The sequence below is a fragment of the Nitrobacter vulgaris genome, from assembly GCF_002028545.1.
GTDB lineage: Bacteria > Pseudomonadota > Alphaproteobacteria > Rhizobiales > Xanthobacteraceae > Nitrobacter > Nitrobacter vulgaris.
The window spans coordinates 1-13,089 of sequence record NZ_MWPQ01000006.1 but is presented as its reverse complement, the minus strand read 5'-3'; the positions used below and the strand labels follow the sequence as shown (position 1 = coordinate 13,089).

Genomic DNA, 13,089 nt, shown 5'->3' with positions numbered 1-13,089 from the left:
GTTTCGGGCGAAGCATGTCCTCGGGCTTGCCCCGGGGATGGATGCCGGCTCGGGTGAAGAAAAACGCGTCGGCATGCCGCTCCCCAAGATTTTCAGATGTCACCGTTCGCGACGAGCGGCACTATTCCAATGCTTCAGCGACGACCATACGCTGCGGGACAGGCGGAAACGATCGATCGGTGTGGACGAGCCGAGCGCCCTGATTCGGTGCAGTTCGACGCCGGTCCACTGGAAGCCGCACTTCTCTAGCACGTTGCGCGAGGCCGGATTGACCACGCGCGCGCCGGAGACCATGCGATCGACGTTATACTCCTCAAAGGCGTAGTCGATCACCGCGCGCGCGGCCTCGGTGGCGAAGCCCCGGCCCCAATAATCCACGCCGAACCAATAGCCGAGTTCAGGCGCATCTGGTTCACTCCAATCAACGCCAGCTACTCCGACCGGCACATGATGGTGCTCGACCAGAAACACCATCTCGCGGCTATCACACGCGACGGCTTCGACGAAGCGAACCGCGTCATCCAGCGTATAAGGATGTGGCAGACGGCGCGCCATCTCCGCGATGCGACGGTCGTTAGCGAGCGCCGCAATGACCCTGGCGTCCGCATGGGCCGGCTTGCGCAGCGTCAACCGCTCGGTCTCAAGCGCGAACGACCGCCGATCGCGCAGCAAGGGCGTCGGGATGGGCATGTCCTGCAGCATGGTCGGGCTCCGTGATGCGAACGCAAGCCTTCATGCGAGCGCAAAATAAAAAAGGAGGCCGGTTTCCCGCCTCCCCCTTGGAGCCATCAATGCCCCACCGGTTCAACAGGTACCGGCGGACGTGATGTCATCCACCGTCTATTCGGCTGCGACTTCCGTCATCGGGAGGACCGATACGAAAGTGCGGCCGCCGGCTTTTACGCGAAACGCGACGCGACCTTCGACCTTGGCGAACAGGGTATGGTCAGTGCCCATGCCAACATTAAGGCCGGGATGCCAGGTGGTCCCCCTCTGGCGGGCGATGATGTTACCGGGAATCACGCGCTCGCCGCCGAACGCCTTGATTCCAAGGCGTTTGCCGTGCGAATCGCGTCCATTCCGCGAAGAACCGCCTGCCTTTTTGTGAGCCATCGCCCGTCTCCAACTTCGTCCGTATCTCTAGATCATTTCCGTGACAGAATCATTCATTTTCTCTCACGGAGATTTTTAATTGCTCTTAATCGTCGGATTTCGCCTTCTTGGCAGCGGGCTTCTTAGCCGGAGCCTTTTTTGCTGGAGCCTCCTTTGCCGGAGCCTCGGCAGCAGCTTTCTTGGCGGATGTCTTTTTAGAATCGGCTTTTTTCGTCGCGGCCTTCGGCGCCTCGTCGCTACCCTCGCCTTCGGCAGGCTTGACGACCTTTTCCTTCTTCGGGCGCGGCCCGATTGTCGGAGCCTTGCCGTCAGCCAGAATCTCGGTGATGCGCAGCATCGTGATTTCGTCGCGATAACCACGCTTGCGCTTCGAATGCTTCCGACGACGCTTCTTGAATGCGATCACCTTGGGACCGCGCTTGTGCTGCAGCACCTCCGCCGCAACCGAGGCGCCTGCCACGGTGGGCGCGCCAAGCACCGGCGTGTCGCCGCCCAGCACCAGAACCTCGCCAAGCTGCACGATCGTCCCGACCTCGCCGGCGATCTTGCCAATCTCAAGTACATCATCCGGAACGACACGATACTGCCGGCCGCCGGTTTTGATGACTGCGAACATCGTTTTATTCCTTCGTGTTCGATCCCGGCCTCGGACAGGTCCGGGCCGGCTTTTTGTTCAGTCGCATGGGCTAATATCGTTTCCGCGCGCTCGGGGCGAAGGCCTGCCGGCCGCGCAAAAACAAGCGGCGCGGGAAACACCCTGCGCCGGTTGGCGGCTTTATAGTGGCCCAGCGAAGGGAGTCAAGGCAACCGCCCGGCAAATGCCGGCGAAAATGCCGGATTTGGCGGATTTTCGGCCATTCTGGCCTGCTAGAGCGGCGGCGCGCTGGCCTGACGGCCGCCTATTTGATGAGCCCGCGAATATCGTTATCGCGCCAAGGGCTTGGAAGACTGGATTGGACGCAATAGCGGGCGTTATAGTCGGCGCCGTCTGCGCGTCGGGTCGTGAAGCTGCGGTCGTTTGCGATCTCGTAGCTGACAGTCTCCGTGGCGGCGGTCGTGCTGCCGAGTTCGCTGCAGGATTCCCGCACGCGGTAGCTGGTCGGGCCGGTCTGCTCGATCGCCTTGAATTCGCAGAGCGTACGGGCCGCGCCGATGGCGCCGCGGCGAAGCAATTGCAGCGTGGCATTGGATGCCTGATCGCAGGAGGTGCCGCTGGCGACATAATATCCGCGCTGCAAGGGCAGGCTGGCGACGGCAATCGACTTGGCCGGCGGGGCGTTCGCGGGCGACGACGCGCCGCTGCCGGACGGCGCCGTACTATTGCCGGCCGCGACGCACTGCTGATAAGCGAAAATGTACGGGTGCTTGCTGTTCGGTGAGGCGACCAGCAACATGGACTGCTCGTTGATCTTTTGCAGTTGCCAGATTTCGGTCGCCGACCACGTCTCGCCTTCGCCGCGACAGGCGAGAGTCAGCCGGATCGCACCGCTGCCGCTATCAGCCTTCGAGGCCGGGATCGACGTGTAACGGCACTGCGTTTCGTGATAATCGACGGATTCCGGACTGATGCGGATATGCGTATCGGTCTGCGCGGCGGTGCCCCAATCGGCCTGTTTGCAGACGCCGGTCTTGCCTTCCATGTTCTGCCAGACACCCTGAAATTGCGCCGGCACGAGCTGTTTCGCGACTCCGTGCGAGGGGGCGGCAAGCAAGATTGCCAAGGTCAGGCTCGCCATGGTGCCGACGTGAGTTCGCATCGTCACTGACTGCTTCATTGTCGGCCGCTTCATTGTTACGTTCTGGCGCGACCGGATCGGTGCGATCCGACGCGCGGCGCTATTGCTGCACCAAGTTTCGCTCATCGGGAACCGCGGCCTCCGCTGACCATTGTCCAGCCGTCGGTGTTGCGGATGAAGAGACTGTCTTGTACGCCGGGCGCCGAGAAAAGCTGCCCCATCCGCCCGGTGATCGCCGGACTGTTGCTGGTATGAGAGACCGAGAACAGGCAGCGATAGCGGCCCTGACCGGCATCCTTGGCGCAACTGATTTTCTTGAAGGCAGTCAGGCGCACCCGCATGCCGCCCTTGCCGCCGGTCAGCGCCAGGATTTGCAGGCACTCGATGCCGAGGACCGGATCGTTGCGGTAGCCGCCGGAGAGGCATTGCCGCTCAAGATCGCGAATTGCTTGATTGGCCTTGGTCAGCCGTTGGTTGACCAGCAGGAAGATGTCTTCCGCGGTCGGCTCGCCAGGCTCGGCCAGGGCGCTGCCCTCGCTGAAATCGATCAGCCGCATTTCCGCGCGCGCGACGCCGTCGTTGACGGCGGTCTGATAAGCCCCGATCGCGCCCGGTCCGTCGTCGATGGTCCGGGCGTCGACATATTTCAACGCTTCGTTCCGCACGCTGGTCTCCGGATCGCCCGCCGGTTTGACCGCCAGCATCGCTGTCCGGAACGCCTGCTGGATCGCGGTGTCGTCCAACAGAGTGCGCTCGCGCGCCGACACGGCGCGCAACGAGCCGTCACGGTCCGGCGTGAAATGCGCCGCCATCATGCGCGACACCGGCGCAAGTTCGGCCCAGATGCGCCGGATGGCGGCGAGTCCATCGAGCGATTGCGGTGCTGCCTCGGCCTGAGCGACCGCCCTGACGTAAAGCGGCTGCGCAATCGCATTCGCCTTCGGCGCCGCTTGCTGCACAAGAACTTGCCGTCGTTCTTGCGGCAGCGACGACTTCTCGATGGTGCCGAGCAAGTCCGACAGCTTGCTCAATGTTGCGAGACTATCGTCGGCGGCGATCAGCGACTTCAGATCCTGATTGAAAACGCTCTCAAGCACCTGATTGGTTTTGGTCTTGAGGCTGTCCTCGAACGCAGCTTTCCTCGCCGGTGCGACGTCGTTGTAGCGGCTCACCGCCTCCTTGCCGATCGCGGCAATCCGTTCCAGCGCCGGACGCTCCAGCGGCAGCTGGCCGACGGTCTGGACCATTTCGTCGAACCACTTGTCCGCCTCGGCGCGGTTGGACAACAGCGACGCGATGTCGACGAAGTGGCGCTCATTCAAGAACGGGTTAGTAATCACCAGATTGTTGAGCGCCTGGATTTTCATGGCGCGGATGCAATGGGTTTGCATCAACTCCCAGATCGAACGCCGTTGCGCCTCCTGCATGTCCGCAAACGGCAGGCCGAACACCGGCACGAATGCTTTATTGGCGAAGGCATCCATGATCACGCGTGTGCCGGCATCGAGACTCATGCGATTGAGGTCGGTGCTGGCGGCAAATGGCGCGATCCAGTTTCGCAACACCGTGCATTGATCTTGGCGCGAGGGCGCGGCGGCAAGCAGCCCACCGATGCCATCCGCCAGCTTGACCGGTGGCGTTCGCCCCGCGTCGAGTTGTTTCTGCAAGGTTGGGTCGGCACGCGTCAGCAGCATTTCATTGGGCGGCTTGCGCAGCGAGGTCCGTGCATCGCCCCCAGGCGCTTCCCAGATATCCCGCGTGCTCAACACCGGCACGAGAGACAGGTTGTCACCGACGGTCGATATAATGAAAGCGCGCGCCCGCGACAGCACATTATACTGCGGACCGCTACCTTCGGGCCTAAATATTCCGGTGGCCTCACGAGTTCCGGCCACCATGAGAATGGTCCGATGATCGTTGACGTAAAGCGGCACCAGCACGCGCCGCAGCCGGTCGCGCGCGGCGGGCGGTTGATCGTCGGGCATGGAGGCGAACAATTCGGCGAAGTCATCGTTGCTAAACGACATCGTCAGGTCGGTATGGCTGCGGCCGGCGTAGGTCCAGACACCAGCCACGTTGGCGTTGAACGCGATGGGCTTGCTCTCGCCGTGTCGTTCAAGCTTGATCTGTTGACAGTCGGACGCCGTCACGTTGCCGGCCAGCTGTTTGCCCGATGGATCGAGCAGCGCGTCGTCAATCTTGAAAGAAAACCGCGGATTTCCCTCGACTACCAAACCGGCGTCAAATTTCACCTGGCTGCCGTCTGCGTGACCGGTGGTAACGACGATCTGTTCGGCGGTCTCGGCAACGCCGGGGCGTGCCTTGTTCAGTGTTTTAAATCGAAATATCGCAGCCAGTTGGTCGCCGTCCTGAACGATGTCGGCCTGCGCGTCGTGCGTCTCGGGTTCGCGCCGCTTCGCGGTGCACGTTATGGTGCCTCGCCATTGTCCCTGAAGCTTGCCGCCGCTGGGCGGTTGAGGTTTGGTGACGGGCGTATTCGCGGCCGCGGCATTACCCGATGGCGCCGCGGGGGTGTTGCGCGTGGCGGTAAAATTGTCGCCAATGCCGCCGCAGCCCGGCATAGTGCCTTCGATCATCAGGCCATTGTCACGCAGGCGTCCGACCAGTCCGACCGCGGTGTAGCCGCTAGGGCGTTCGATCCAGTCGCGCGGCACGAAAGTAAACCCGCCCTTGGCATCGATGCTGCCGCTGACTTTGTAAGCGCCGCCTTTGTCGCGCGCTTCCGGCGCAGCGAAACGGAAAATGCCTTCGAATTTGGTGTCCGACCGTTGCAGGTCGAGCGTGAAGGCAATGTTGCGGTTTGCGCCGCATGAATAATTGCCTTGCCAGGTGCCGGCGAGATCGGCTGCAAGAGCTGAACCGGCGAATCCGAATGTGCAGGCGGCTACGAGCAAGCAGCTCCGGTAAGAAAATCCCACAATGAATTGCCCTGATAGGTCGGAAACGACGCGGCGTGAAAAACTGGGTCTGAATAATGGCTTGCAGTCTGCGCCGAACGTAAGCATCAAACCTTTCGCGGCGCCAGACAGCGGTATCGCGGGTGTTAACTGGAAGGTCAATGCTCCGATTGTCCGGCCGGGCGGCGCGCTGCGTTGGGGGTGCATAGCCCGCTGATTCCAGTGGGATTCGATCGATGTACCCGTGGAATCGGCCGCGCCGAGCGGACGGCGCTGCGACGATTTGACCGGGCCGTTGCAACCATCCGGTTCCCACGCCGTTGTGTTCCGGGAATACCAACAACAGCAGGGGCGCAATGGCCGAAGGCAATGCAAGCACCGCAGGCATCGGCAAGCACGGTGTTCTGCGGCTGCCATCCGTGGACGTCGACAGCTACAACATCGAGTTAAAGGACGAGGAGGGTTTTCTCGGTGACCGCGCCTGTAGGGGGGCTTTCCGGAAAATTCTCGACGACCTGCGCAAACCGCTGAAGAAAAACGGCGACGATCCTCTCGGCAAGACCCCCTCCGCCGAGATCGGCAAAGGATCGCTCGATCAGACGCTGGTCGGCGATGACATCGAGGCTGCGGCGCTGGTGCACGGCGCGATCGAGGAATTCGCGCAGGAACTGGCCTATGTGACCGGGCGCTTCCTCAAGACCAAGGCTTGGACTGACACCGAATGCATCGTGGTCGGCGGCGGCTTTCGCAAAAGCCGTGTCGGCGAGATCGCGATCGCTCGCGCCGACCTGTTGCTGAAAAGCGAGGGTCACAAAATCCACCTGATTCCGATTCGCTTCGATCCCGACGAAGCCGGGCTGATCGGCTGCCTGCATCTGGCGCCCTCCTGGATCTTCGAGGCGTTCGACAGCATTCTGGCGGTTGATATCGGCGGGACAAACATCCGCTGCGGAGTGGTTGAAACGAAATGGAAGAAGGCTGCCGACCTGTCCAAGGCCGGGGTGTGGAAGTCCGAGCTGTGGCGCCATGCCGACGACGAGCCGACCCGCGAGAGCGCGGTGAAGAGACTTGCGAAGATGCTGAAGGACCTCATTTCGCAGGCGGAAAAACAGGGGCTAAAGCTCGCGCCTTTCATCGGCATTTCCTGTCCGGGCGTAATCGAGGAGGACGGATCGATCGAGAAAGGCGCGCAGAATCTTCCGGGGAACTGGGAGAGCAGCAGGTTCAACCTGCCGGGTTTGCTGATCGAGGCCATTCCGGAGATCGGCGGTCACGACACTACCGTGCTCATGCATAACGACGGCGTGGTGCAAGGTCTGAGCGAAACGCCCTACATGCAGGATGTCAAACGCTGGGGCGTATTGACCATCGGTACCGGCCTTGGCAACGCGCGCTACACCAATCGCAGGAAAGAGAACAAGAAAGAAAAGAATCTCGAGGACGGAAAGGACAAAGATAAGAAAGACAGGAAAGCCAAGGACTGATCTCCTTTCACAACACTGATCTCCTTTCACAACAAAGTAACCTTGATTGGTGAGGTTAAAATCCGGATCGCGTTGCCGGTTGCGCAAAGACCGCTACGGTCGGATGGTCGCGCAGGTGGTCCGCGAAGCCGCACTTCCGGCCACGATTTAATGACGCGGCACGGGACCGCCGGTTATTATCGCGTCCGGCGGTCCCACCACTCGGCCACAACGAGGCACCGATGGCCTCAGTTTTTCCGCGGCTTCCATGGCGAACCTCGCCGCCGGTTCGATTTTGCATTTGATCCCGCGGCAATGTATCAATGCGCGCGTTCTTCGCGCGAACCCGTTTCCACTTCGCCTGAAAACGCGCTAAACGCGGCCCCGTCCGCCCGGGCGGCCCCTGGAGAGGTGGCAGAGTGGTCGAATGCACCGCACTCGAAATGCGGCATAGGTGCAAGCCTATCGGGGGTTCGAATCCCTCCCTCTCCGCCATATCGCATTGAAAAATAACGATATTTTTGGATTTTTCAGATATGACCCCCGGATATACCCCCATCGCCTGCAATCGATCTGGTAGGTTCTTCATCCTGAACCTCGCCGCCCCACCTCACCACGATGCAAATTATTTGACCATACTACGGTTGAGAACTACGGTCCCGACCCGGTATCAACGCAACCGCGATCCGAGGCACATGCTGCATTGTTCTCGCGAGCTTCACTCCGGGTTAACCAGGTCATCCCCAGCCCGGCGGCGCGCGGCACGAGATGTCATCGAGATGATCGAACGACTCACCACGCTTCCAGCGCGGCGAACTCCTCAAGCGGCGCATCTTCGGCGACATCGCTTACCTCGTTACCGCCTTTAGCCTTACCTATTCGAGGACCCGATCCAGCGGACCTCTTATAAAGCGCAAGAGCGCGATGGAACCAAGTTACCGCCGCTCAAGCACCACACCCACAGCGCACTTGGCTTAGCCTTGCCTTCACAGCTGTGAATCGCCAAGAGCTTACTGCCCTCAGACCGTGCCATCTTCAACACTCGGATCGAAGCGGCGCAGGCAGCCAAGGGGCCAGCCTATGCCTGCCCAGGCTGCGGCGAGCCGGTGACCCTAGCGAAGGGACGCATTTGGCGGCCGTATTTCGGGCATCGGCCGGGCGGTCTGCAGCTATGCCGCGCATGAAACATCACGGGCCAAGGAACTTGGCCACCGCCTATCGCGCGCAGCCTATCGTGCGACGTCGAGGCGGAGGTTTTGTCGATCGCCGGCGATCCCCGCTCAGACGTGCTGCTGCCGTCGGGTAGGCCAATCGTGTGGCTTTCGAGGGGCAGCATAGTACGCTCGACTATACTTCTCCCATAGCAGCTGTCTCCTCAGGGATATACCGCTTACGAAGCTGGCTCCTCATCGCTCGGGTCATCACTACCAAGCAAACTATTGTACATGGCGTCCGTGAATGGCCGCATAAACTCATAGATCTGGCTGTACTGGTCTGCTTTCAGGAGATGATAGGCCTCATCGAGTTCGATCACTTTATCGAAACGGAACGTCGTCGGCGCTTCCACGGCCAGTATGACCTGCATGTCAGCCGGTAATTCGTGGCGATGTACTCGATCATGACCGGTAGGTTAGTGGTGTCCTGTCCTTGTTGCTGGGGTGAGTCTATGACTGCAGGCATGGAAAACGAACGTATTCACTTCGCGAAGTCTGCCAGAGAGCCGCGTAGTACGCCAAAATCGACCTCGGCCCGCCGCTCCCGGAAAGCTTTGGGCGGCTGGTGAGCTTCGTTCCCTTGGACTCAACGGGCGGCATATTGAGCGCCTGCAACGCAGCCGCATAAGACGTCCGGAAAATAGCGAGGATAAGCGCCGCGACACCCAATGAACAAGGCCCCGAGTTTTTTCGGGGCCTTTTCTTGTCGCTTCAAGCGGCAATCGCCGTCGTTACTGTCTGCCGTTCGACGAGCCCCCAGATATGGCCATCCGGATCGAAAAGGGCCGCCACCCGCCGACCGGCGGTGTCAGTCTCGATTCCATTTCGGACCGTTGCACCGGCGGCAATCGCAGAACGAACTGCTGCATCCAAATCCGGAACGGTTAGGTTCACGATTGCATTCACCGCGCCGGCGGCCTTCGGAAAGAAGGGACCGCCGCGCTGCGGTTCCTGTTCTCGCTTCGGGTTTGCCCCACACACGTTAAATGTCGAGCCGCCAAGGCGCATCTCCACGGCCGAGAGACGGCCATCCTCGTTATGCGTGGCCACCTGCTCGGCGCCGAATGCGGCCCTATAGAAATCCGCCGCGTCCCGCAGCCGTTCCAACTCAACAAATAGGGTCAATCCCAAGTCCATGTCGTGCCTCCATCGTCAGAATCCTGTCGGTCAGGATACGCCTGATTCGACGTCCTCAGTCCCTCATTGTTGACACGACGTTGCGGTTTTCAGCCCCTTCGTGACCGCTTGTCGTGTCATTGCTCGACGAATTCGCCAACATGGCTTGTGCAGTCGTTTTGAGTGAGCGGAATCTGAGAAAGCCAGCCATGGTGTCATACGCTTCGCTCCTGACCCCAAGCTGGTGAGGCGGGAGGAAACCTCCCCCTTAACCCCCACCAAACGGCTTCCCGCAGCCGTTTGCGTTGCCGCCGTATGACAACATGGGTTGTGCGTTATTCAAGCCGACGTCACACACCATGGCTTGTCCGGCTCGCGCACATCGTAAGATAGCATGGCTTGTTCAAAGCCGCCGGTGGACTCATCCTCAGTGACATCGTTTCACTGAGTTGGTGCCATGCCTTCAATCCTGTCCGTCCGTCTCGATCCCGCGACATCCGCAGCACTCACCGCTGCGGCCGCATCGGCCGAGACGTCGGTTTCAGGTTTCGCCCGCACCGCGATCATCAAAGCCCTTCCGGATCGTGCAGGACTTCCTGCGGTACGTCCGTCGCCGCCGTGGCCCGCCTTGTCGGTGAAGTCGGCAAGCTCACCGGTGCAACGGTTCAGATCGCGAAGGCTCTTCGCGAGATCGGGCGCGCTCCGGGACATGCCGCTGCCGAATCCGTTCTCCAGGATATCCGCGCCACGCAAGCCGACCTTGTTCGCATCGTTGACCGCCTTCGAGCGGTGGATGTCGCCGCATGATCGCAGGCGCCACACGCGGCACCGGCGGACCCGCCTTGACTGATGAAGCGATCGCGGCCACGGTCGTTAAAGCGCGTGATGCATGGGACGGCAAAGTCTATCTCGACGGCGACTGGACCCAGCATGAGCAGGACCGTCTATGGATCGCCGCGCAGCGCGCAGGCGTCGAGATTCAGAATTGCGAACCGTCCGCTTCCGCACAAGCTGCTTGAAAACGCGAACACGAAGCCGTCGCGACGACCACGCGAACGATTACGTCGGCACGGTCTGCCGTCGCCGCCGACGTCAAGACCGCTGCGGGTGGCGATCTTGAAGCTTTGAACCGCCTTCCGAAGCCGCTCCAGGCTTTCGTGATTTCGCACCTTGACGACGACCAACGGAAACATCTGTCGGCGCAGGGCGTGGCGTACATCATCCCGGAGCTGGATCGATTCCGCAGCCTCGGCAATGACGAGCCTGCCGAATTCGAGCGCCGTGGAGAGCGTTTCTCGCCACCTCGGCCGCGCCATCCCGACCGCGATGCTAATGGATTCGACATTCGATGACGGTCGCTCCGCACATCCTCCGGCGCTACGTGATCGACCGTGCCAGCGGCCGGACGCCGCGCCATGAGTGGGCTTACTACGCGCCAGACCTCGCGGCCTGGATTCGCACAGACGAGACGGCGGCCCGGCGCCATGAGCATTGGCGCCGTATCCGGAAAGCCGGACAGCCGTGGTGCGACGTCATGGGCCACCAGACCGCAGTTGCCGACGACCTCGCCTTGCGGATGTTTTTCCTGACTGTCTCCGGAGACGACTGGCCGTCCCTTGCCGCCGCCGTCCGGGAGCACTCCAAGCGTTGCCTCCGCGACTGGACTGCTGCGGGGCAACACCTCATGGCAGCAGTCACGGGCGCGACGGCTGCCGTCATTCCGGATACGCCGGGACCGCTCGACGGATGGCCCGCAGCACGCGGAGACGGCCCCCGCAGCCTCCTGCCGCGTTGAACGACGGGGGTCTTTCTCCCGTGGGCAATCATCCCAGCCGCCCCGCCGACCCCATCCAATGCGCGTTTAAACCTGTCTATTTTTGGAACACCTTCATTGGAAACTCGAAAAACGGTATCAAAACAGCGAAATGACGTTCCGGGAAACGGCAGAGGCTTGCCACAATCTTAGAAAACGGTGCTAAATTACCGAAATCTTCATTCCGCGGAATGGCTGCGGGCGGTTGCGGCGTAGCGGATTTGTCAGTTATCGGACGTCGGCCTCCCGGAACGGCAGGAAACATTCTCTCCGGTAGTCGCCGACGAGATTTGATTCCTAGGCGTCCGGAATAATGTTCCCTGTGAGAATAAGTTTCGGCCGGGGTTCCCCGCACTCACCCCAGTTCGATGCTTCGGACGGCACGACGCGGGCCACGGGTCCCGCGCCTGGACGCTGCGCGTCCACCGTCCTCCCGCATAGAACCGGGGGCCCCGTCGCGCGGTGACGTCGGAAACGCGCGCAAGGCCCCTCCGCTCGACGTCCCGCCCTACGGGGCCGGACGGTGAACAAGCGTAGGCGCGCGTTTCCGTCGTCAACCCTCGGCCTGATTCCGCAATTGTTGACAAGGTTTCGGAAGGCCGTTTACATCGCATTGGTACACAAAGCCAATGTCGCGGTCGAAGAAGTCATTACTTTTCAGGCGCTTACGAGGATGACGGTTCGAATCCCACTCTCTCCGCCATATCAGATTGAAAACATTAAAGAATATTGATTAAAATATAACCCCCCGGATTAACCCCCGCGTCGTATGCCGATAGAATTGAGCGTTTGAGATAGGGATATGTGGCCCCACTTCACAGTACCAATCGCCACTTGTCGAACTCCTGCTGGCATGAATCGAAGCGAACCTCCCGCTAAGCTGCGCGGGTGAGATCAGGCGGTAATTTGCCGCCGTTAGCTGCCAGCTGTGCCATCATTTGCTTATGCAGCCAAATGTTCATTGTCCCGGAGTCATTCATGTCGCCGGGAAAGCCCAGATCCTTCGCCAGCTCCTTGCGAGATTCTAGGCTGGAGTCGACGTCGAGAGCCTTCATGAGATCAACGATCGAAGTTCGCCAGGCCAGCTGTTCGTTTTTCTTCGCTACAGCCTTGTCGAGAATGGCTGCAACGTCAACAGTGCTGCCGGCGGCCGTTCCATTTGAGGTAGAGGTGGCCGGGGTCGCAGCAGACCCGCCGCCTGTCTCGGGTTTTGATGTCGGTGTCGCAGCTTCGGCGTGGCTGCCGAAGATAGCACCCATGATCTTTCCAAATATGCTCATTGTGAGGCTCCGTTCGGCCGCGAGGAACAATTCAACCTCGAGATAACGCGCCCGATCAGGTTCGTTCCATCCCATTCCGCCGCCCTGAGATTGGCTTCAATCAGTGTAGGGCTTTCCATCCTTATGCAGGAATTGCCAAGCTCCCGTCGAATCCAGCACTGCCTCAAGATCGTCGTTTGGATAGGTAGCGGAATCCCCAGGTGAGCGGTCACCGATCTCCAGATACACGACATCGGATCCCGTACGATTGATCAGATGATGCGCAAGACCCTTAGCCGGAAAGCCAGCGCACATGCCTGACTGGAGTGTCAATCGGCTCGCAAATTTGACCCCGTATTGGAGTGGGCCCCTGGTGCTGGACGGGTAAGCAGAGTTGGATTGACCGGGTGGCCGGGCTTTTGGAGAAAAGCCCATGCCGAGACACCGATCCCACAGC

At 60.7% G+C, this 13,089-nt stretch carries 14 protein-coding genes and 1 tRNA gene; 5 read left to right on the top strand and 10 right to left on the bottom strand.

The window, feature by feature from the left end:
- Nucleotides 1-99: 99 nt before the first annotated feature.
- The 5 genes from B2M20_RS02670 to B2M20_RS02650 all read right to left on the bottom strand — a co-directional run bounded on the left by B2M20_RS02670 (nucleotide 100) and on the right by B2M20_RS02650 (nucleotide 5,764).
- The gene (locus tag B2M20_RS02670) at nucleotides 100-702 is read right to left on the bottom strand and encodes a GNAT family N-acetyltransferase (protein WP_079445559.1); all 603 of its coding nucleotides are present in this window, start codon (nucleotides 700-702) and stop codon (nucleotides 100-102) included.
- Nucleotides 703-840: 138 nt separating this feature from the next.
- Nucleotides 841-1,113 carry a 50S ribosomal protein L27 gene (gene rpmA / locus B2M20_RS02665; RefSeq protein ID WP_079445558.1) on the bottom strand — a complete coding sequence of 91 codons (273 nt, stop codon included), beginning with the start codon at nucleotides 1,111-1,113 and terminating at the stop codon, nucleotides 841-843.
- An 85-nt stretch (nucleotides 1,114-1,198) separates the two neighbouring features.
- Entirely contained in the window at nucleotides 1,199-1,729 is a 531-nt protein-coding gene (gene rplU, locus B2M20_RS02660) for a 50S ribosomal protein L21 (protein ID WP_079445557.1), read from the bottom strand.
- A gap of 283 nt (nucleotides 1,730-2,012) precedes the next feature.
- Nucleotides 2,013-2,903, bottom strand: coding sequence for a hypothetical protein (locus B2M20_RS02655; protein WP_210189116.1), 891 nt, complete (start codon nucleotides 2,901-2,903; stop codon nucleotides 2,013-2,015).
- 68 nt (nucleotides 2,904-2,971) lie between these two features.
- Nucleotides 2,972-5,764: a hypothetical protein gene (locus tag B2M20_RS02650; protein ID WP_079445555.1), complete on the bottom strand. Its 2,793-nt coding sequence runs from the start codon at nucleotides 5,762-5,764 to the stop codon at nucleotides 2,972-2,974.
- Between the two features lie 359 nt (nucleotides 5,765-6,123).
- Between B2M20_RS02650 and B2M20_RS02645 the strand changes: the two genes are divergently transcribed.
- From B2M20_RS02645 to B2M20_RS20840, 3 genes are all read left to right on the top strand, one after another.
- Nucleotides 6,124-7,251, top strand: a complete 1,128-nt coding sequence (locus B2M20_RS02645; RefSeq protein ID WP_079445554.1) for an ROK family protein — start codon at nucleotides 6,124-6,126, stop codon at nucleotides 7,249-7,251.
- Nucleotides 7,252-7,635: 384 nt separating this feature from the next.
- A tRNA-Ser gene (locus tag B2M20_RS02640) sits at nucleotides 7,636-7,725 on the top strand.
- A 503-nt stretch (nucleotides 7,726-8,228) separates the two neighbouring features.
- Nucleotides 8,229-8,414, top strand: a complete 186-nt coding sequence (locus B2M20_RS20840; protein WP_445376076.1) for a competence protein CoiA family protein — start codon at nucleotides 8,229-8,231, stop codon at nucleotides 8,412-8,414.
- Nucleotides 8,415-8,620: 206 nt separating this feature from the next.
- On the opposite strand, the gene B2M20_RS02635 is transcribed toward B2M20_RS20840, so the two are convergent.
- From B2M20_RS02635 to B2M20_RS02625, 3 genes are all read right to left on the bottom strand, one after another.
- Nucleotides 8,621-8,815: a hypothetical protein gene (locus tag B2M20_RS02635; RefSeq protein ID WP_079445553.1), complete on the bottom strand. Its 195-nt coding sequence runs from the start codon at nucleotides 8,813-8,815 to the stop codon at nucleotides 8,621-8,623.
- Nucleotides 8,816-9,155: 340 nt separating this feature from the next.
- On the bottom strand, nucleotides 9,156-9,581 hold the full coding sequence (locus B2M20_RS02630; protein WP_079445552.1) for a VOC family protein: 426 nt from the start codon (nucleotides 9,579-9,581) through the stop codon (nucleotides 9,156-9,158).
- Between the two features lie 420 nt (nucleotides 9,582-10,001).
- Nucleotides 10,002-10,382, bottom strand: coding sequence for a hypothetical protein (locus B2M20_RS02625; RefSeq protein WP_079445551.1), 381 nt, complete (start codon nucleotides 10,380-10,382; stop codon nucleotides 10,002-10,004).
- On the opposite strand from B2M20_RS02625, the gene B2M20_RS18890 reads away from it, so the two are divergent.
- Nucleotides 10,364-10,579 carry a hypothetical protein gene (locus tag B2M20_RS18890; RefSeq protein WP_139372816.1) on the top strand — a complete coding sequence of 72 codons (216 nt, stop codon included), beginning with the start codon at nucleotides 10,364-10,366 and terminating at the stop codon, nucleotides 10,577-10,579. The genes B2M20_RS02625 and B2M20_RS18890 overlap by 19 nt on opposite strands.
- Nucleotides 10,580-10,908: 329 nt before the next feature.
- Nucleotides 10,909-11,355 carry a hypothetical protein gene (locus tag B2M20_RS02615; RefSeq protein ID WP_079445549.1) on the top strand — a complete coding sequence of 149 codons (447 nt, stop codon included), beginning with the start codon at nucleotides 10,909-10,911 and terminating at the stop codon, nucleotides 11,353-11,355.
- An 893-nt stretch (nucleotides 11,356-12,248) separates the two neighbouring features.
- Here the strand turns inward: B2M20_RS02615 and B2M20_RS02605 are convergent.
- Nucleotides 12,249-12,653 carry a DUF3597 domain-containing protein gene (locus B2M20_RS02605; protein WP_079445615.1) on the bottom strand — a complete coding sequence of 135 codons (405 nt, stop codon included), beginning with the start codon at nucleotides 12,651-12,653 and terminating at the stop codon, nucleotides 12,249-12,251.
- A gap of 96 nt (nucleotides 12,654-12,749) precedes the next feature.
- Nucleotides 12,750-13,089 (bottom strand): cupin domain-containing protein (locus B2M20_RS20080; protein WP_476638867.1); only part of this gene is annotated, 340 nt, incomplete at its 5' end.

What these genes read in the sequence shown, in the direction of transcription:
- B2M20_RS02670 (WP_079445559.1), bottom strand. Translation starts at nt 702, where the DNA reads ATGCTGCAGGACATGCCCATCCCGACGCCCTTGCTGCGCGATCGGCGG.
- rpmA (WP_079445558.1), bottom strand. Translation starts at nt 1,113, where the DNA reads ATGGCTCACAAAAAGGCAGGCGGTTCTTCGCGGAATGGACGCGATTCG.
- rplU (WP_079445557.1), bottom strand. Translation starts at nt 1,729, where the DNA reads ATGTTCGCAGTCATCAAAACCGGCGGCCGGCAGTATCGTGTCGTTCCG.
- B2M20_RS02655 (WP_210189116.1), bottom strand. Translation starts at nt 2,903, where the DNA reads ATGAAGCGGCCGACAATGAAGCAGTCAGTGACGATGCGAACTCACGTC.
- B2M20_RS02645 (WP_079445554.1), top strand. Translation starts at nt 6,124, where the DNA reads ATGGCCGAAGGCAATGCAAGCACCGCAGGCATCGGCAAGCACGGTGTT.
- B2M20_RS02635 (WP_079445553.1), bottom strand. Translation starts at nt 8,815, where the DNA reads ATGCAGGTCATACTGGCCGTGGAAGCGCCGACGACGTTCCGTTTCGAT.
- B2M20_RS02630 (WP_079445552.1), bottom strand. Translation starts at nt 9,581, where the DNA reads ATGGACTTGGGATTGACCCTATTTGTTGAGTTGGAACGGCTGCGGGAC.
- B2M20_RS18890 (WP_139372816.1), top strand. Translation starts at nt 10,364, where the DNA reads ATGATCGCAGGCGCCACACGCGGCACCGGCGGACCCGCCTTGACTGAT.
- B2M20_RS02615 (WP_079445549.1), top strand. Translation starts at nt 10,909, where the DNA reads ATGACGGTCGCTCCGCACATCCTCCGGCGCTACGTGATCGACCGTGCC.
- B2M20_RS02605 (WP_079445615.1), bottom strand. Translation starts at nt 12,653, where the DNA reads ATGAGCATATTTGGAAAGATCATGGGTGCTATCTTCGGCAGCCACGCC.